Source organism: Pseudomonas sp. NPDC088429 (assembly GCF_044753305.1).
Classification (GTDB): Bacteria; Pseudomonadota; Gammaproteobacteria; order Pseudomonadales; family Pseudomonadaceae; genus Aquipseudomonas; species Aquipseudomonas rustica.
Genome location: NZ_JBIVMX010000009.1, coordinates 1 through 20,695, shown reverse-complemented (window position 1 = coordinate 20,695; position 20,695 = coordinate 1). Strand labels below are relative to the sequence as shown.

General features: G+C 59.9%; 12 protein-coding genes. All 12 read left to right on the top strand.

The features are described from left to right. Positions 1-41: 41 nt before the first annotated feature. Complete coding sequence (locus ACIP66_RS07740) at positions 42-1,448, top strand: FAD-binding oxidoreductase (protein WP_282357846.1); 1,407 nt, start codon at positions 42-44, stop codon at positions 1,446-1,448. A gap of 42 nt (positions 1,449-1,490) precedes the next feature. Further along, entirely contained in the window at positions 1,491-1,835 is a 345-nt protein-coding gene (locus ACIP66_RS07735; protein ID WP_212549460.1) for a cupin domain-containing protein, read from the top strand. A 55-nt stretch (positions 1,836-1,890) separates the two neighbouring features. After that, a complete protein-coding gene (locus ACIP66_RS07730; RefSeq protein WP_053119952.1) occupies positions 1,891-2,976 on the top strand; it encodes a polyamine ABC transporter substrate-binding protein in 1,086 nt (361 codons plus the stop codon). 474 nt (positions 2,977-3,450) lie between these two features. Then, a complete protein-coding gene (locus tag ACIP66_RS07725; protein ID WP_400646812.1) occupies positions 3,451-4,917 on the top strand; it encodes a serralysin family metalloprotease in 1,467 nt (488 codons plus the stop codon). A gap of 92 nt (positions 4,918-5,009) precedes the next feature. Continuing rightward, a complete protein-coding gene (locus tag ACIP66_RS07720) occupies positions 5,010-5,426 on the top strand; it encodes an AprI/Inh family metalloprotease inhibitor (RefSeq protein WP_400646810.1) in 417 nt (138 codons plus the stop codon). Between the two features lie 210 nt (positions 5,427-5,636). Further along, a complete protein-coding gene (locus ACIP66_RS07715) occupies positions 5,637-7,412 on the top strand; it encodes a type I secretion system permease/ATPase (RefSeq protein WP_400646807.1) in 1,776 nt (591 codons plus the stop codon). Continuing rightward, complete coding sequence (locus ACIP66_RS07710; protein ID WP_400646805.1) at positions 7,409-8,758, top strand: HlyD family type I secretion periplasmic adaptor subunit; 1,350 nt, start codon at positions 7,409-7,411, stop codon at positions 8,756-8,758. The genes ACIP66_RS07715 and ACIP66_RS07710 overlap by 4 nt, the downstream gene beginning before the upstream one ends. 2 nt (positions 8,759-8,760) lie before the next feature. Next, entirely contained in the window at positions 8,761-10,131 is a 1,371-nt protein-coding gene (locus ACIP66_RS07705) for a TolC family outer membrane protein (protein WP_400646802.1), read from the top strand. Between the two features lie 369 nt (positions 10,132-10,500). Beyond that, positions 10,501-13,452, top strand: coding sequence for an autotransporter domain-containing protein (locus ACIP66_RS07700; RefSeq protein ID WP_400646799.1), 2,952 nt, complete (start codon positions 10,501-10,503; stop codon positions 13,450-13,452). 165 nt (positions 13,453-13,617) lie between these two features. After that, positions 13,618-16,704, top strand: coding sequence for an autotransporter domain-containing protein (locus ACIP66_RS07695; RefSeq protein ID WP_400646796.1), 3,087 nt, complete (start codon positions 13,618-13,620; stop codon positions 16,702-16,704). A gap of 55 nt (positions 16,705-16,759) precedes the next feature. Next, positions 16,760-18,448, top strand: a complete 1,689-nt coding sequence (locus tag ACIP66_RS07690) for a polyurethanase (protein WP_400646793.1) — start codon at positions 16,760-16,762, stop codon at positions 18,446-18,448. A gap of 214 nt (positions 18,449-18,662) precedes the next feature. Further along, positions 18,663-20,516: a polyurethanase gene (locus tag ACIP66_RS07685; RefSeq protein WP_400646974.1), complete on the top strand. Its 1,854-nt coding sequence runs from the start codon at positions 18,663-18,665 to the stop codon at positions 20,514-20,516. The last annotated feature ends 179 nt before the right edge of the window (positions 20,517-20,695 follow it).

The following is a 20,695-nucleotide window of genomic DNA, read 5'->3' as shown; positions in this document are numbered from 1 at the left end:
AGGATCGACGCCATCGAAGGTTTTCAGTGGCGGAGTCTTGCATGCCGGCGTGGCGCACTATCAGTTTGTGGATGGATCAACTCGACGAGCCGCTGACCGCGCGGCCCGAGCTGACGCAGGATCTCGACGTTGACGTGGCGATTATCGGCGCGGGGTACACCGGGCTGTGGACGGCGTACTACCTGAAGAAACTCGCCCCCGGTCTGGACATTGCCATCGTTGAGGCGCAAACCGCCGGGTTTGGCGCGTCGGGTCGCAACGGCGGTTGGTTGATGGGCAATCTGCTCGGTGAAGATCGCTTGCTCGCCGGACTGTCACCCGAACAGCGCCGCGCCTCGTTTGATCTGCTGCACAGCATTCCCGATGAAGTTGAAGTCGTCCTCGAACGTGAAGGCATCGACTGCGATTATCGCAAGGGCGGCGTGTTGTATTGCGCTGCACGTTACCCGGAGCAGGAAGCCACGCTGCGTGAATACTTGGCGAAACTGCACGCCCAAGGCCTGAACGACAATGACTACCGCTGGCTCAGCCCCGAGCAATTGGCGCAGCAGATTCGCGTGGCCAAGCCTTACGGCGGCATTTACGCGCCGCACGTGGCGACCATTCACCCCGCGAAACTGGTGCGTGGTCTCGCGCGTACCGTGCAAAGCATGGGCGTGAAGATCTACGAAAACAGTCCGGTCACGCATTGGCAGTCAGGCAGCTTGCGCACCGCCAAGGCCAGCGTGCGCAGTCGCTGGATCGTCCCGGCCGTTGAAGGTTATTCGGTGACCTTGCCGCCGCTCGGCCGTTATCAACTGCCGGTGCAAAGCCTGATTGTCGCCACCGAACCGTTGTCCGCCGCCACGTGGGATGAGATTGGCCTCAATCGCGGCCAGGCTTTCAGCGAATTCAGCCGTCAGGTCACTTACGGCCAGCGCAGTGCCGACAACCGCCTTATCTTCGGTGCCCGTGGCGGTTATCAATTCGCCGGCAAGCTGCGCCACAACTTCGATCTGACCCGCGATGAGGTCGAACTGCGCCGTTATCTGTTCGGCGAACTGTTCCCACAACTGAAAAACGTGCAAATCACTCACGCCTGGGGCGGCAACCTCGGCATGTCGCGACACTTCAAGCCGCACATGCTCTGCGATCGCGCCAATGGCATCGCGCTGTCCGGCGGTTATGGCGGTGAGGGCGTCGGTGCGAGCAACCTCGGCGGCCGCACCCTGGCGGATCTGATTCTTGAACGCGACAGCGAACTGGTGCATCAGCCGTGGGTACTGCCGGACGGCGGCATTCATGCGCTGCGTGCCTGGGAACCGGAGCCGTGCCGCTGGCTCGGTTACAACGCGATCATCAAAAGCTTCGTCCATGAAGACCAGACCCTGGCCAATCCGGCGACCGCGCCATGGCGGCGCAAACTCGCCAGCCAGGTGGCCGGTTTCATGGAAGGTTTCATGCACTAAACGTCGATTGATTTTAAGAACGCCCAAAAGACAGGTCAGACCATGAGCATTACCCAGTTCAAAAACACCGCGACATTGCACCTCGACGAATCCAACCCGGTGGCCGTTCCTCTCGGCGAACCGATCGCCATCGCCTCAACCACCAGCGTCGAGCGCGACGACGGCGTCGAAACCGGCGTCTGGGAATGCACCCCGGGCCGCTGGCGTCGGCAGATCACCGCGCAAGAGTTCTGCCATTTCATCTCCGGGCGTTGCACGTTCACCCCGGACGGTGGCGGCGAAACCCTGCACATACAAGGTGGCGACGCACTGATGTTGCCGGCCAACACGCTCGGTATCTGGGACATCGAAGAGACCGTGCGCAAGACCTATGTACTGATTTTCTGATCGTTTGATCCCTTTGATTGCCTGCCAACAAAAAAACCTACACAGGAATCGACCCATGATCCGCAAGACCCTCGCTCTGGCACCGCTGATGCTGGCCGTTTCCCTCGCTCAGGCGGCGGACACGGTCAAGGTGTACAACTGGTCCGACTACATCGCGCCAGATACCACCAAGAATTTCCAAAAAGAAACCGGCGTTGGCGTTACCTATGACGTCTACGACAGTAACGAAACCCTCGACGGCAAGTTGATGACCGGCAAATCCGGCTACGACGTGGTGTTTCCGTCCAACCACTTCATGGCGCGGCAGATTCAGGGCGGGGCGCTGAAGAAACTCGACAAGAGCCAGTTGCCGAACTGGAAAAACCTCAACCCGGTGCTGCTCAAGGCGTTGCAGGTCAACGACCCGAACAACGAACACGGCTTCCCGTATTTGTGGGGCAGCACCGGCATCGGCTACAACATCGCCAAGGTCAAAGCCGTGCTGGGCGACGATGCACCGGTGGATTCCTGGGATCTGATCTTCAAACCCGAGAACATGGAAAAACTGCAGAAGTGCGGCGTGGCCATCCTCGACAACGGCCCGGAATTGCTCCCGGCAGCGCTCAATTATTTGGGCTTGCCGCACCACAGCAAAAATCCCGAAGACTACAAAAAGGCTGAAGCGCTGCTGATGAAAGTGCGGCCGTACGTCAGCTACTTCCACTCCTCGAAATACACCAGCGACCTGGCCAACGGCGATATTTGCGTGGCAGTCGGTTTCTCTGGCGACATTCTGCAAGCGGAAAACCGCGCCAAGGAAGCCAAGAACGGTGTCGACATCGGTTACAACATTCCCAAGGAAGGCGCGGCGATCTGGTTCGACATGGTCGCCATGCCGGTCGATGCACCGGACGAGAAGGCCGGATATGCATTCATGAACTACCTGCTGCGCCCGGACGTCATGGCCGGCATCAGCAACTACGTGCACTACGCCAACGGCAACGAACAGGCCGACAGCCTGATCGACCCGGCGATCAAAAACGACACCAAGGTGTATCCGAGCCCGGAGATGATGGGCAAGTTGTTCGCACTGGAGGCGATGCCGCTGAATATCGACCGGATTCGTACGCGGGTCTGGAACAAGATTCGTACGGGTAGCTGATTCCCGACGTGCACAACCGCCTGTAGGAGCTGTCGAGTGAAACGAGGCTGCGTTCTTTTGATTTTGTTGTTAAAGACAAGATCAACAGATCGCAGCCTCGTTTCACTCGTCAGCTCCTACAGTTAAATCGTCGACAGTTTCGTTGATATCAATACACTGGCACTGCACTGTTGAAGTGCGGAAATTGAGACGCACCTAACAAAATACAACTTACCGATATTTAATAATTAAATATAAAATCGTCAGACAATTAGGCGAAAGCCCGCAACTTTAAACATTCTTTAGACCTCGCGCGCTTTGTTTACGGCAGTTTTCAGAAGCACTCAGATTTCATTCCAAAAAAATCCTTTACGGCAGATTTCAAATTGTGTCAGTTTTCTTTCGCCCTTAATGGGGCGAGTGATAGGACGATCTCGCCAGGGATCGCCGCTATCGGACAAAAACTGTTCCATTGCTAAACAAGGAAGTGTGTTTATGTCGAAAGTTAAAACCAATGCTATTGATGCTGCCGAACAGGCTTTCCAGCCGGTTGGTGCCGTTCAGCCACTGGCAGCTGCCAGCTCGGCCTGGAATCAGATCAATAGTTTCAGCCATCAATACGATCGTGGCGGCAACCTCACGGTCAATGGCAAACCCTCCTTCTCCGTCGACCAGGCCGCCACCCAGTTGCTGCGCGACGGCGCGGCCTACCAGGACAAGGACGGCAGCGGCAAGATCGAACTCACCTACACGTTCCTGACTTCTGCTTCGTCGAGCACGATGAACAAACACGGGATCAGCGGGTTCAGCCAGTTCAGCACCCAGCAAAAAGCTCAGGCAGCGCTCGCCATGCAATCCTGGGCCGACGTCGCCAACGTCACCTTTACCGAGAAAGCCTCGGGCGGTGACGGCCACATGACCTTCGGTAATTACAGCGGTGGCCAGGATGGTGCGGCAGCGTTCGCCTATCTGCCAGGCACCGGCGCCGGTTACGACGGCACATCGTGGTACCTGATCAACAGTGGCTACACGCAAAACAAGAACCCGGATCTGAACAACTACGGCCGTCAGACCCTGACCCACGAGATCGGCCACAGCCTCGGTCTGGCCCACCCGGGCGACTACAACGCCGGCAATGGCAACCCGACTTACAACGACGCTTCCTACGGGCAAGACACCCGCGGCTACAGCCTCATGAGTTACTGGAGCGAGAGCAACACCAACCAGAACTTCAGCAAGGGCGGCGTCGAAGCTTACGCGTCTGGCCCGCTGATGGACGATATCGCAGCCATCCAGAAACTCTACGGTGCCAACACCAATATCCGTACCGGCGACACCACCTACGGCTTCAACTCCAACGCCGGTCGCGATTTCCTCAGCGCCTCGTCGTCGAGTGACAAGCTGGTGTTCTCGGTGTGGGATGCGGGCGGCAAGGACACCCTCGACTTCTCTGGCTTCACCCAGAACCAGAAGATCAACCTCAATGACGCCTCGTTCTCTGACGTTGGCGGCATGGTCGGTAACGTGTCCATTGCCAAAGGCGCGATCATCGAGAACGCCATTGGCGGTTCGGGCAACGATCTGCTGATCGGCAACAGCGTGGCCAACGAGTTGAAGGGCGGTGCCGGCAACGACATCATCTGGGGCGCCGGAGGTGCCGACAAACTGTGGGGCGGCGCCGGTTCGGACACGTTTGTGTTCGCTGCCAGCTCGGATTCCAAACCGGGTGCGATCGATCAGATCCTCGATTTTGTCAGCGGTCTCGACAAAATCGACCTGACCGGGATCACCAACGGTGCAGGCCTACACTTCGTCAGCAACTTCACCGGTGCGGTGGGCGACGCAGTGCTGACCTCGTCGGGCGGCAACAGCTTGCTGTCGGTGGACTTCTCCGGGCACGGCGTGGCTGACTTCATCGTCAGCACGGTTGGCCAGGCAGCGACCAGCGACATCGTGGCGTGATGTAGCCGGGGAAAGCGGCGTGGGAGCGTCGCTTTCTTTACTTGCATCGAAAGATTCAGTGAGCAAGGCTACGCGCCGGAGCGAATATTCCCATGATCAGCAAAGCTTTTACCTACAAGACAATGGCGTGGTTAGCGGCATCGCTCCTCATGATTTCTGGAGAAACAAGCATGGCAAGCAGCCTCAGACTCGAAGAACCTTCGCTATTGGCCGGTCAGTGGCAGGCGACGTTGTCTGCTCGCAGCGATGTGGCGGATGCACAAAGCCAGCAAGTCAAATCCTCGAACACGTGCCTTGTTCAACTGGAAGCAAACAAAACCCTTAGCTCCGACTGCCTGGGCGCATGGCTTGAGGAAACGCCGACTGGCTGGTTTCCCGATCCTGACGGTTTGTCGATCACTGGCAAGGAAGGTTCAAGAATCCAGTTTTTCAGCCGACAACGTGACGGGCTTTATCTGACGACTTTGAAGTCGGGGTTGATTATTACCCTTGAGCGCACCGCGCATTAATCGTAATGATCAAAATGGCGACAGAGTGTTTATATAAAGCGCCACCAAGTGGTTAGAAGCAGGCGCGACAATGGCAACTGCACCGTAATTATCAGTGGTAGTTGTTATGAAAGTGTAAGCGGCCACTTGAAGAACTTCTCGCGCGAGTGCGCGAATAATTAATTGAAGTTCTCGCCAATGATGGCGGGAGATATCTTTCAGGAATAATCAATGAAGATGGCGAAGGCCCCAGCCACCGCTCCCTTATTCAAGGCATTGGCTGACTATAAAAGCATTCTGATCAGTGTTGGCTGCTTTACTGCGCTGATTAACGTACTGATGCTGGTGCCCTCCATCTACATGCTCCAGGTCTATGACCGGGTGCTGTCGTCGCAGAACGAAACCACACTCGCGATGTTGTCGCTGATGGTCGTCGGCTTCTTTGCCTTTATCGGTCTGCTAGAGGTGGTGCGCAGTTTTATCGTGATCCGCATCGGCAGCCAGTTGGAGCGCCGTTTCAACCTGCGTGTCTACCAGGCCGCGTTCGAGCGCAACCTGTTCAAGGGCGAGGGCAACGCCGGGCAATCGCTGGGCGACTTGACGCACATCCGCCAATTCGTGACCGGGCCTGCGCTGTTCGCGTTCTTTGATGCGCCGTGGTTCCCGGTCTATCTGTTGGTGATTTACCTGTTCAACGTCTGGCTCGGCGTACTCGCCACCGCCGGGGCATTGCTGTTGATCGCATTGGCCTGCCTCAACGAATACATGACCAAAACGCCGTTGGGCGAAGCCGCCGGTTTCTCGCAGAAATCCAGCCAACTGGCGACCAGCCACCTGCACAACGCTGAAACAATTCAAGCCATGGGCATGCTCGGTGCGCTGCGCAAGCGCTGGTTTGGCGTGCACTCGCGGTTCCTTGGCTTGCAGAATCAGGCCAGCGATACCGGTGCGGTGATCAGCTCGTTGAGCAAAACCCTGCGCCTGTGCCTGCAATCGCTGGTGCTTGGCCTCGGTGCATTGCTGGTGATCAAGGGCGACATGACCGCCGGGATGATGATCGCCGGCTCGATCCTGATGGGCCGCGTGCTGAGCCCGATCGACCAGTTGATCGCCGTGTGGAAACAGTGGAGCGGGGCGAAACTGGCGTACCGTCGTCTCGATGCATTGTTGCAAGCCTTCCCGCCAAGCGACGATGCCATGGCGCTGCCGGCACCGAAAGGCCAGATCACCTTCGAGCAGGTCAGCGCTGGCCCGCCGGGTCAACGCGCGGCGACGCTGCACATGGTCAATTTCAATCTGGCGGCCGGTGAAGTGTTGGGCGTGCTCGGTGCTTCCGGCTCGGGCAAGTCGACATTGGCCCGCGTATTGGTTGGCGTGTGGCCGACCCTTGGCGGCACCGTGCGCCTGGACGGCGCGGATATTCATCGCTGGAACCGCGACCAGCTCGGCCCTTACATCGGTTACCTGCCGCAGGACATCGAGCTGTTCAGCGGCAGCATCGCCGAAAACATTGCGCGCTTCAGCGAGGCCGATCCGCAGAAAGTCGTCGCCGCCGCGCAACAGGCGGGCGTGCACGAAATGATCCTGCGCCTGCCACAAGGTTACGACACGCAGTTGGGCGAGGACGGCAGCGGTCTGTCTGGTGGTCAGAAACAACGTGTGGCACTGGCGCGGGCGATGTACGGCAACCCGAGCCTGGTGGTGCTGGATGAACCCAATTCCAACCTCGACACCATCGGCGAAGCCGCGTTGGCCAGCGCCATCGCGCAACTCAAATCCCAAGGCACCACCGTGGTGTTGGTGACGCATCGTTCTTCGGTGCTGGCTCAGGCCGACAAATTGTTGGTGCTCAATGACGGTCGTTTACAGGCCTTCGGCCCAAGTCAGGACGTGCTCAAGGCACTGTCCGGCCAGCAAGAACAACAACGGGAAAAAGCTGCACAGGCACCGGGCGGGCTCAGCATGAGCCGGCAGTATCAGCCCACGACAAGGAATTCGGGTGTATGAGCAGCGCCAGCATGAACACTGAAAACGAAGCGAACATGGAACACGCCTACCTCCACGAGCGTCCGGAACGCGATGCGAAGTTCTTTGCGCGGATGGGCTGGATTCTGGCGATTGTCGGCGCAGGCAGCTTCTTTACCTGGGCGGCGTTGGCGCCGCTGGATCAAGGCATTCCGGTGCAGGGCACGGTGGTCGTCTCGGGCAAACGCAAAGCCGTGCAGTCGATGAGCAGCGGCGTGGTCAGCCGGATTCTGGTGCGCGAAGGCGAGATCGTGAAGCACGGGCAGCCGCTGTTTCGTCTCGATCAGACGCAAGTGGCGGCTGACGTGCAATCGCTGCAAGCGCAGTACCGCATGGCGTGGGCGAGCCTGGCGCGCTGGCAGGCCGAGCGCGACAACCTCAAGCAAGTGAACTTTCCGGCTGAACTGAGCAACGATCCGGACCCGCGTCTGGCGCTGGTGCTTGAGGGCCAACGCCAATTGTTCAGCAGCCGCCGCGAAGCGTTCTACCGTGAGCAGGCCGGACTGCGCGCCAGCATCGAAGGCGCCACCGCGCAACTGGCCGGCATGCGCCGCGCACGCACCGACCTCAATGCGCAAGCCGCGTCGCTGCAACAGCAATTGAGCAACCTGCAGCCACTGGCCGACAACGGCTACATTCCGCGCAACCGCTTGATGGAATATCAGCGTCAACTCTCGCAAGTGCAGCAGCAACTGGCCGAGAACACCGGCGAAAGCGGCCGCGTCGAGCAGGGCATCCTCGAATCGCGCCTGAAGCTGCAGCAGCACGGCGAGGAATATCAAAAAGAAGTTCGCACGCAACTGGCCGACGCGCAGCTCAAAAGTGTGACGCTGTCCGAGCAACTGACCTCTGCCGGTTTCGACCTGCAACACAGCGAAATCATCGCCACCGCCGATGGTGTGGCGGTCAATCTCGGCGTGCACACCGAAGGCGCCGTTGTACGCCAAGGCGAAACCCTGCTGGAAATCGTCCCGCAAGGCACCATGCTGGAAGTGGAAGGGCACTTGCCGATCAACCTGATCGACAAGGTCGGCACGCATCTGCCGGTGGACATCATGTTTACCGCGTTCAGCCAGAGTAAAACGCCACGCGTTCCTGGAGAAGTCAGCCTGATTTCCGCTGACCAAATGATCGATGAGAAAACCGGCGCACCGTATTACGTGCTGCGCACCCGTGTCAGCGATCAGGCCATGGAGAAACTCAACGGTCTGGTGATCAAGCCCGGCATGCCCGCAGAAATGTTCGTGCGCACCGGCGAACGTTCGCTGCTCAACTACCTGTTCAAACCGTTGCTCGACCGGGCCAACTCCGCGTTGACCGAGGAATAAGGATGTTCGGTTGTATGAATAAGCTTTCGATGCTGACGGCAGCGTTCGCGCTACTGGCCGGCAACAGTGCAGTGGCGGCGATGGGGCCGTTCGAGATCTACGAGCAGGCGTTGCGCAATGATCCGGTGTTTCTCGGCGCGATCAAGGAGCGCGACGCCGGCCTGGAAAACCGTGCGATTGGCCGCGCCGGCCTGTTGCCCCGCGTCGGTTACAACTACAACAAGGGCCGCAACTCGTCGAAAGCCACTTCGCTCGATGAACGCGCGCGCAACCGCACCGATGACCGCAATTACAGCAGTTACGGCTCGACCCTGACCGTGCAACAACCGTTACTCGATTACGAGGCCTACGCCGCGTATCGCAAGGGCGTCGCGCAATCGTTGTTTGCCGATGAAAACTTCCGCGGCAAGAGTCAGGAACTGTTGGTGCGGGTGCTGGATAACTACACCAAAGCCTTGTTCGCTCAGGATCAGATCGACATCGCCCAGGCGAAGAAAAAGGCCTACGAACAGCAGTTCCAGCAGAACGAACACATGTTCCGCCAAGGCGAAGGTACGCGTACCGACATTCTTGAAGCCGAGTCGCGCTACGAGCTGGCGACCGCCGAAGAGATCGAAGCGCGTAACGAACAGGATGCTGCACTGCGTGAACTCGGTGCGTTGGTGGGCGTTGCGGCGGTGAACATCGATGAGCTGGCGCCGCTGGATCAGAACTTCCAGACCTTCGCGCTGATGCCTGCCAACTACGACACCTGGCACGAAATGGCGATCAGCAATAACCCGAATCTGGCGTCGCAGCGTCAGGCCGTGGAGGTTGCGCGTTATGAAGTGGAACGTAACCGCGCCGGCCATCTGCCGAAGGTCAACGCGTACGCCTCAATGCGCCAGAACGAATCGGAAAGCGGCAACACCTACAACCAGCGCTACGAGACTAACACCATTGGTTTCGAAGTCAGCGTGCCGTTGTATGCCGGTGGCGGCGTGTCGGCCTCGACGCGGCAGGCCAGTCGCAGCATGGAACAGGCCGAGTATGAGTTGGATGGCAAAACCCGCGAGACGTTGATCGAGCTGCGCCGGCAGTTCAGTGCGTGCTTGTCGGGGGTGAGCAAATTGCGTGCGTATTCGAAGGCGTTGTCCTCGGCGGAAGCGCTGGTGGTGTCGACCAAGCAGAGCATTCTTGGCGGTGAACGCACCAACCTCGACGCGCTGAACGCCGAGCAACAACTGTTCACCACCCGCCGCGACCTGGCGCAGGCGCGCTACGACTATCTGATGGCGTGGACGAAATTGCATTACTACGCGGGGACGCTGAACGAACAGGATCTGGCGCGAGTGGATGAGGCATTTGTGGTTGCTCAACAGCCCTCACCCTAACCCTCTCCCAGAGGGAGAGGGGACTGACCGGGTTGTTTGCGGGAGATGCATCGACCTGAATGTTCGAGTCGAACTCGAGATTTGAAAGCACCACAAATCAGCTCCCTCTCCCTCGGGAGAGGGCTGGGGTGAGGGGACTGACCGGGTTGTTTGCGGGAGATGCATCAACCTGAATGTTCGAGTCGAACTCGGGATTTTAAAGCACCACAAATCGGCTCCCTCTCCCTCGGGAGAGGGCTGGGGTGAGGGGCAGCAACACCGCAATTCTCTGTAGGAACTGCCGAAGGCTGCGATCTTTCAAGCCACAAGATCAAAAGATCGCAGCCTGCGGCAGCTCCTACACAACAACAAAAAAAGTGAGGAGTGAACATGGACGTACGCATCAAACCGGCATCAGTCGGCACCCTGTTGCTGGTGATTTCTACCACGCAAGCCCAGGCCCAATACCTGGAAACCGGCCAACCCGGCGACGCCGCCAGTTGGCGCACCAGCGAATTCCAACGCGACTGGGGCCTTGCGCGCATGCAGGCCGATCAAGCCTACGCCGCCGGCATCACCGGCCAAGGCGTAAAAGTCGGCGCTCTCGATTCCGGTTTCGACTCAAGCCATCCCGAGTTCGCCACTGACCGCTATCACCCGGTGCAAGCCAACGGCAGTTACCTAAACGGCACCCCATTCAACGTCGACGGCACACTCAACCCGAACAACGATTCCCACGGCACCCACGTCGTCGGCACCATGGGCGCCTCGCGCGATGGCACTGGCATGCACGGCGTCGCATACAACGCGCAAATCTACGTCGGCAACACCAACGCCAACGACAGTTTCCTCTTCGGCCCGAAGCCGGATCCGCGTTATTTCAAAGCTGTTTACGACTCTTTGGCCGATGCCGGCGTGCGCGCGATCAACAACAGCTGGGGCAGTCAGCCGCCAGACGTAAGCTATCGCACGCTGGCCGATCTGCACGCCGCATACGCCCAGCACTGGAATCAGGGCACCTGGCTCGATGCCGCTGCCGACGTTTCGCGTCGCGGGGTGATCAATGTGTTCAGCGCCGGCAACAGTGGCTACCCGAATGCCAGCGTGCGCTCGGCGCTGCCGTACTTTCAGCCGGATCTCGAAGGTCACTGGCTGGCCGTTTCCGGGCTCGATCAAAGCAATCAGCAGAAGTACAACCAGTGCGGCCTCGCCAAATACTGGTGCATCACCACGCCGGGGGCGAAGATCGACAGCACCATTCCCGGCGGCGGTTATGCGATCAAGTCCGGCACCTCGATGTCAGCGCCGCACGCGACCGGTGCATTGGCGCTGGTGATGGAACGTTACCCGTACATGAACAACCAGCAAGCGCTGGAAACGCTGCTGACCACCGCCACGCAACTGGATGGCTCCGTTACCGAAGCGCCGACCGAGCGAGTCGGCTGGGGCGTGGCCAACCTTGAGCGGGCGATGCGCGGGCCGGGGCAATTGCTCGGTGCGTTCGACGCGAATCTGGGGGCAGGGCAGCGCGATGTCTGGAGCAATGACATCTCCGATAAAGCGCTGATCCAGCGTCAGAGTGAAGACCTCGCCGAGCACAACGCTTGGCAGCAAACCCTGCAGGACAAAGGCTGGCAGAACGGCGTGGCGGCGGGTGCCAGTCAGCAGGATCAGACCGATTACGCCGTGGGCATGGCGCGTGATGCAGCAGCGGCGAGCCGCATTTATCAGGGCAGTTTGATCAAATCCGGCGGCGGCCAATTAATCCTCACCGGCGACAACACCTATCGCGGCGCGACCACGGTCAATGGCGGCTTGCTGACGGTCAACGGTTCGCTGACCTCGGCGGTGACCGTCAACAACAGCGGCACCCTCGGCGGTTCCGGGCGGATCAATGCCTTGACCGCCAACAGCGGCGCTCGCGTCGCACCGGGCAATTCCATTGGCACGTTGAACGTAGCGGGGGACGTCACGCTCGCGCCAGGTTCGACCTACGCGGTGGAATTGTCACCCACCAGCAGCGACCGCATCGTCGCCGGCGGCACGGCCACGGTCAGCGGCGCCACTGTCAGCCTCGCGCTGGAAAACAGTCCGACGCTGCTCAGCGCCACAGAAACCCGCAGCCTGCTCGGTCGCCAATACGACATCCTGCAAGCGGCCGGCGGCGTTCAAGGCCAATTCGCGGCAGTCGTGCCGAACTACCTGTTTATCGGTGGCAATCTCGACTACGCCGCCAACGCGATTCAACTGAATATCGAGCGCAACGCGACGACGTTCGCCAGTGTCGGCCAAACGCCGAATCAGCGTTCCGTCGGGGCGGCGGTTGAAAGTCTCGGTGCCGGCAGTTCGGTGTATGAAAGCCTGCTGCTGTCGCCATCGGCCGCATCGGCGCAACAAGCGTTCCAACAATTGAGCGGTGAAATCTACCCGGCTCTCGGTTCGGTGTTGATCAACGACAGCCGCCAATTGCGCGATGCGGTGGGCGAGCGTCTGCACGATGCGTCGGCCACGCAAAACAACGGCTGGATCAAAGCCCTCGGCGCTTGGGGCACAACCGATTCCAGCCACGACACGGCGGGTTACAGCACCTCGATTGGCGGCTTGCTCGCCGGTGTCGATGGCGCACTGGACGAGCAGACGCGCATCGGTCTGGTCACCGGTTACAGCGACAGTTCGCTGAGCATGGGCTCGGGCACGCACTCGTCGGCCAAGGTCGACAGCTACCACCTCGGCGCCTACGCCGGCCACGAAATCGGCGCCTGGCGCTTGAGCACCGGCGCGGCCTACAGCTGGCATCGCGCCGATGTAAAACGCGATCTGCAATACGGCGACGTCAGCGCTAAACAGAAAGCCAAAGTCGACGCGGCCACCACCCAGGTGTTCGGCGAGGCGGCGTATCGACTGCACCTGCAACCGTTGGCGTTGGAGCCGTTCGCCAATCTGGCTTACGTGCATCTGGACACCGAAGGCTTCAAAGAGAAGGGCGATGCGGCGGCGCTGAAAAGCTCTGGCGATCAGCGTGATGCGGTGTTGAGCACGCTCGGTGTGCGCGCGATCAAGACGTTCAACCTGCCGGCGCAACAGACCCTCGACGTCAGCGGACATCTTGGCTGGCAGCACAGCTTGAGTGACATCGATGCTGAGCAGCACCTGCGTTTTGCCAGCGGTGGCACGCCGTATTCGGTGGAGAGTTCGGCGCTGGTGCGTGATGCCGCACTGGTCGGCGTGCAGGCGAGCCTGGCACTTAGCCGCGATGTGCGGGTGAACCTCGACTACAACGGACAACTGGCCAGTCGCGAGAAAAGCCATGGCGTCGGGTTGAGCCTGAACTGGCAGTTCTAAAAGATCGACGCACACCTGATCGTTCCCACGCTCTGCGTGGGAATGCCTCTACGGACGCTCCGCGTCCAGTGACGCGGAGCGTCACGGGCTGCATCCCCACGCGGAGCGTGGGAACGATCACAACGATACGGATTTTTTCGCAACATCACTAAGGAAGGTCGCTGGATGAATAACAACAATACACCCGCGCAATCGGGTGGCCGTTTTGCCTTGAAAACCCTGAACCTCGCGGTGCTCTGCGCACTCACCACCTGGGGCAGCGCGCACGCCGCGCCTTACGTGGAGAGTGGTCGCACGGGCGATCCTTCCAGTTGGCGCAGCGCCGAATTCAAAGCCGATTGGGGCCTGGGCGCGATCGGTGCCGATCACGCTTACGCTGCTGGCTACACCGGCAAAGGCGTGAAACTGGGGATCTTTGACCAGCCGGTGTACGCCGCGCACCCGGAGTTTTCCGGCAGCAACAAAGTCGTGACGCTGGTCACCAGCGGCATCCGCGAATACACCGACCCGTACATCCCGGTGAAGGCCGGCGATGCGTTCCGTTATGACGGTTCGCCCTCGGTCGGTTCCGACGGCAAACTCGGCGCCCACGGTACCCACGTCGGCGGTATTGCGGCGGGCAGTCGTGACGGCGGGCCGATGCACGGTGTCGCGTTCGCCGCGCAAATCATCAGTGCCGACAACGGTGACCCAGGCCCGGAAGACGGTATCGTCCGTGGCAACGACGGCGCGGTGTACAAGGCCGGTTGGGATGCACTGATCGCCAGCGGCGCGCGGATCATCAACAATAGCTGGGGTATCGGCATCACCGACCGTTTTGACCTCGGCGGTCGCGACCCGGCGTACCCGCATTTCACCGTCAACGACGCGCAAGTGCAGTTCAACGAAATCCGCACATTGCTCGGCACCAAACCCGGCGGCGCGTATGACGGCGCCATCGCCGCCGCGCGCAGTGGCATCGTCACCATTTTCGCTGCCGGCAACGACTACAACCTCAACAACCCCGACGCCATCGCCGGCCTCGGCTACTTCGTGCCTGAGATCGCGCCGAACTGGATCACCGTCGCCGCGCTGCAACAGAACCCGGATCTGGCCAGCGCCAATCCGTACGTCATCAGTACGTTCTCGTCGCGTTGCGGCTACACCGCGAGTTTCTGCGTGTCAGCGCCGGGCACGAAAATCTTCAGCTCGATCATCGAAGGCACCAACGCCGATAACCTCACTACCAGCTACAAAAATTACAACGGCACCTCGATGGCCGCGCCGCACGTCGCCGGTTCCATGGCGCTGCTGATGGAGCGTTTCCCGTATATGACCGGTGATCAGGTCGCGACTGTGTTGCGCACCACCGCCACCGACCTCGGCGCACCGGGCATCGACGCCTTGTACGGCTGGGGCATGATCAACCTGCGCAAGGGTATCGACGGCCCGTCGATGTTCGTCACCGAGCAGGACATTCCCGAGGAATTCCGCGTCAACGGCGCCTACGGTTCCGGTCAGTTTGTCGCGGATTTGCCGGGCATCGGCGCGATCATCGACCAGGGCAAACCGACCGAGCGCGTGTGCAACGACATCACCTGCGGCCTCGACACCTGGCGCAACGACATCTCCGGTCACGGCGGCCTGACCAAGCAAGGCATCGGCACCCTGGTGCTGACCGGCAACAATAGCTACAGCGGCCCGACACTGGTCAATCAGGGCCGACTGGCGATCAACGGTTCGCTGGCCTCTGAAGTCACCGTCAACGACAGCGGCATCCTCGGTGGCAACGGTCGCATCGGCGCCCTGACCGCGAAAAGCGGCGGCACCGTGGCGCCGGGCAATTCCATCGGCACGCTGAACGTGGCGGGTGACGTGACCTTTGAACGCGGTTCGACCTACGCGGTGGAAGTCTCGCCGACCAGCAGCGATCGCATCGTTGCCGGCGGCACCGCGCAGATTGATGGCGCGACCGTCGCGCTGTCGCTGGAAAACAGCCCGAACTTGCTGACCACCAGCGAAGTGAAAAGCCTGCTCGGCACGCAATACAACATCCTCCAGGCAGCGGGCGGCGTGTCCGGCCAGTTCGGCCAGGTGTTGCCGAACTATGCGTTCCTCGGCGGTACGCTGGACTATTCGGCAAACGGCGTACAGCTGGAGGTTGGCCGCAATGGCGCGTCGTTCGCCAGCGTCGGTCTGACGCCGAATCAGCGTTCAGTCGCGGCGGCGGCGGATCGTCTCGGTGCCGGCAATGCGCTGTTCGAAACCCTGCTGCTGTCGCCTGACGCGGCGTCGGCGCAACAGGCTTTCCAACAGTTGTCCGGCGAGATCCACCCGGCCATTGGCACCTTGCTGATCAACGACAGCCGTTATCTGCGCGAAGCGGTTGGCGAGCGACTGCGTGAACGCGATCTGTTCAACGCCGATGCACCGAAAAGCGAGGGCAGCAACGCCTGGGTCAAGGTGTTGGGCTCGTGGGGCACCAGTGATGGCGGCAATAAATACGCGGATTCCACCAGCTCGATCGGTGGCTTGCTCGCCGGTGTCGATGGCTTGATTGCTGAAGATACCCGTCTCGGTTTCGTTACCGGTTATAGCGACAGCTCTTTGAGCATGGGCAGCGGCACGCATTCGTCGGCCTCGGTCGACAGCTACCACTTGGGTGCGTATCTGGGGCATGAAATCGATGCCCTGCGCCTGACCGTTGGCGGCGCCTACAGCTGGCACCGCATCGATGCGAAGCGTGATCTGCAAATCGGCGATGTCAGCGGCAAGCAGAAAACCAAACGCGATGCGACCACTGCGCAATTGTTCACAGAAGCCGCTTACGACCTGGGCTTGCAGCCGATGAACCTGGAACCGTTCGCCAATCTGTCCTACGTGCATCTCAACACCGACAGCTTCACCGAGAAGGGTGACGCGGCGGCGTTGAAGGGCGGTGAAGACAATCGCGACGTGGTGCTGTCGACCCTCGGCGTGCGCGCCAAGCGCAGCTTCGCCCTGTCGGATCAGCATCAACTGGAACTGGGCGCGAGCCTCGGCTGGCAGCACAACCTGAGCAGCGTTGACGCTGACAGCCATCTGGCGTTCGCCAACGGCAACAGCGCGTTCAACGTGCAGAGCGTGTCGATGGATCGTGATGCAGCGGTGGTCGGCGTGCGTGCAGGTCTGGCGCTCAATCGCGATGTGCGGGTGAATCTGGATTACAACGGGCTGATCGGTTCGAACGAGAAAGACCACGGTGTCGGCCTCACACTCGACTGGCAGTTCTAAAGCGTACCGGCAGCCTTGCAAAAGGCTGCCGGTTTAAAGGAAGAGAGAGCACAACATGGGATTATTCGATTACAAAAAGGCCGATGGCAAAGCGTTGTACAGCGACGCCATCGCCCTGACGTTGTACGCCTACACCCCGACCGGCAAGCCTTTGCCGGCAACCGCGTGGGCGCCGGTCACTGCGACGGCGCTGGGTTATCAGGGCAAGGTCGGGCCGCAAGGCACCTTCTTCGGTGAGCAGGATGGTTTCACCAGCGCCGAGGCGGAAGTGCTCGGCAAGTACGACGCGGCCGGCAAATTGATCGGCCTCGGCATTGCCTTTCGTGGCACCGGCGGGCTGGGTTACAGCGACACCTTCGGCGACATGAAAAACAATCTGCTGGCCGCTGTCGGGCCGTCGGATTATGCGAGCAACTACGCGAAACACGCTTTCGACAATCTGCTCAAGGCTGTCGCGACGTTTGCCATTGCCAACGGCATCGCTGCCAAGGACGTGCTGTTCAGCGGTCACAGCCTCGGCGGCCTCGGGGTCAACAGCGTTGCCGAATTGAGCGCGAACAACTGGGGTGGGTTCTTCAAGGACGCCAACTACATCGCGTTTGCTTCGCCGACCCAGAGCAGCACCGGCAATAACGTGCTGAACATCGGTTACGAGAACGACCCGGTGTACCGCGTGCTCGACGGCACCACGTTCAGCACGGCCTCGATGGGCAAACACGACAAACCGCACGATTCGACCACCGACAACATCGTCAACTTCAACGACAACTACGCCTCCACCGCGCAGAACCTGGTGCCGTTCAGCATCATCAATCCGCTCAGTTGGTCGGCGCACGGTTCGCTCGGTTATGCCGATGGCTTGAATCGGCTGATCGACTCGACGTTCTACAACCTGACGCATAAAGACTCGACGATCATCATTTCCAATCTGGAGGAATCTTCGCGGGGCAAAACCTGGGTGGAGGACTTGGGCCGCAGCGGCGAGCCGCACACCGGCAGCACTTTCATCATCGGCACGCAAAGCAATGACTGGTTGAAGGGCGGGGCGGGCAACGACTTCCTTGAAGGCTTGGGCGGTGATGATCGTTTCCGCGATGACGGCGGCTTCAATATTCTGCTTGGCGGTCAAGGCCACAACACGTTCGAGCTGCAGAAACCATTGCAAAACTTCAGCTTCGCCAATGATGGCGACGGCACGCTGTACGTGCGCGACGCTTACGGCGGCATCAGCATGACCCGCGACATCGGCGCGCTAGTGAGCAAGGAATCGGGTTCGTGGTGGGGCAGCAAGGAAATCACCTGGGGCGTCACGGCCAAGGGTTTGAGTAATGGCAACGAACTGACCCAGTACAACCATTCCCTGAGCGGCGATGGTTACGGCAATGCGCTGCACGCCACGGCGGACGGCGATTGGCTGTTTGGCTTGGGCGGTGATGACACGCTGATCAGCGACAAGGGCCACGTGACCTTCGTCGGTGGCGCCGGCAACGACGTGATGAATGCGATAGGTGGTAACAACACCTTCCTGTTCAGCGGTGCGTTTGGTTTTGATGCGATCAATGGCTATCAGGGCAGCGACAAACTGGTTTTCATGGGCGTCGAGGACGCGGGGCAAGGTTATGACTACAAACAGCACGCGTCGCAGAGCGGCGGCGATACCGTGCTGAAGGTTGGCGACTTTGCCGTGACGTTGGTTGGGGTGGGAGTGGCTAATCTGTCGGACTCGGCGTTCGTCTTCGCCTAGATCCTGATCAATCCCTGTAGGAGCTGCCGAAGGCTGCGATCTTTTGATTTTGTTTTTAAGATCAAAAGATCGCAGCCTTCGGCAGCTCCTACAGGGGGAGTGTGCGCGCATGTATTAAGAAGTGCTGTATCGAAATGCTCCGGGGCGGCCTGCGAGGGGCGCTCTGGCTGTGAGCTATCTCTGAACAATTCCAACAAAAAGAGAGGCAATGGCAATGGGTGTGTATGACTACAAAAACTTCGGCACAGCCGATTCCAAGGCGCTGTTCAGCGACGCCATGGCGATCACGCTGTATTCCTATCACAACCTCGATAACGGGTTTGCTGCCGGTTATCAGCACAATGGCTTCGGCCTCGGCTTGCCAGCCACACTGGTCACAGCGCTGATTGGCGGCACCGATTCACAAGGCGTCATCCCCGGCATTCCGTGGAATCCCGACTCGGAAAAAGCCGCCCTCGACGCGGTCAAACAAGCCGGCTGGACACCGATCAGCGCCTCGCAACTCGGCTACGACGGCAAGACCGATGCGCGTGGCACCTTCTTCGGCGAGAAGGCCGGCTACACCAGCGCACAGGTAGAAATCCTCGGCAAATACGATGCCCAAGGCCATCTCACCGAACTGGGCATTGCCTTTCGCGGCACCAGCGGGCCACGGGAAATCCTCATTGGCGATTCGATCGGCGACGCGATCAACGATCTGCTCGCGGCATTCGGCCCCAAGGATTACGCGAAAAATTACGTCGGCGAAGCATTCGGCAATCTGCTCAATAACGTCGTGGCGTTCGCCAAGGCCAACGGTCTCAGCGGCAACGACGTACTGGTCAGCGGCCACAGCCTCGGCGGCCTCGCGGTCAACAGCATGGCCGATTTGAGCGGTGGCAAATGGGGCGGTTTCTTCGCCGATTCCAACTACATTGCTTACGCCTCGCCGACCCAGAGCAGCACCGACAAAGTGCTCAATGTCGGCTACGAAAACGACCCGGTATTCCGCGCCCTCGACGGCTCGACCTTCACCGGCGCCTCGGTCGGCGTGCATGACGCGCCGCACGCGTCGACCAGCGACAACATCGTCAGCTTCAACGATCACTACGCCTCGACCGCGTGGAATCTGCTGCCATTCTCGATCCTGAATATTCCGACGTGGATCTCGCACTTGCCGACCGCGTATGGCGATGGCATGAACCGGGTGATCGAGTCGAAGTTCTACGACCTGACCAGCCGCGACTCGACGATCATCGTCGCCAACCTGTCCGAACCGGCGCGCGCCAATACCTGGGTGCAGGATCTCAATCGCAACGCCGAAACCCACAAGGGCAGCACCTTCATCATCGGCAGTGACGGTAATGACCTGATCCAGGGCGGCAGCGGCAACGACTACCTGGAGGGACGCGCCGGCAACGACACGTTCCGTGACAGCGGTGGTTACAACGTCATCCTCGGCGGGCAGGGCAACAATTCACTGGATCTGCAGAACTCGGTGAAGAACTTCGACTTCGCCAACGACGGCGTGGGCAATCTGTACATCCGCGATGCACAGGGCGGGATCAGCATCACTCGCGACATCGGCACGATTCTGACCAAGGAACCGGGGTTTCTCTGGGGCGTGTTCAAGAATGACGTGGTCAACAGCGTCACGGTCAACGGCCTGACAGCGGGCAACACCGTTACCGCTTACGAGTCGAGCGTGAAAGGCACCAGTGGCGTCGATAAGCTCAAGGCACATGCGAGTGGCGACTGGTTGTTCGGGCTGGATGGCAACGATCATCTGATTGGCGGTACGGGCAACGATGTATTTGTCGGCGGCGCCGGTAATGACCTGATGGAATCGGGGGGCGGGGCGGATACGTTCCTGTTCAACGGCGCGTTTGGGCAGGATCGGGTGGTGGGTTATTCGTCGAATGACAAACTGGTGTTTCTCGGTGTGCAGGGTGTTTTGCCCGCGGATGACTTCCGTGCGCATGCCTCCAGTGTCGGGCAGGACACGGTGCTGACGTTTGGCAACGATTCGGTGACGTTGGTAGGCGTGGCGCTGAATAGCCTGAATGCCGACGGTATCGTGATCGCCTGATATTGATAGGTGATAGTAAGGGCCTCTTCGCGAGCAAGCCCGCTCCCACAGGTAGATCGCATTCCTTCTGACGGAACGCGGTTTAATGTGGGAGATTCTATGGTTGCGAACAACGTTTTTTAGGCAGTTTTGCTGACGTATGCTTTCTCGCTCTTCAGCAGCGCGTATGCAATACGCGC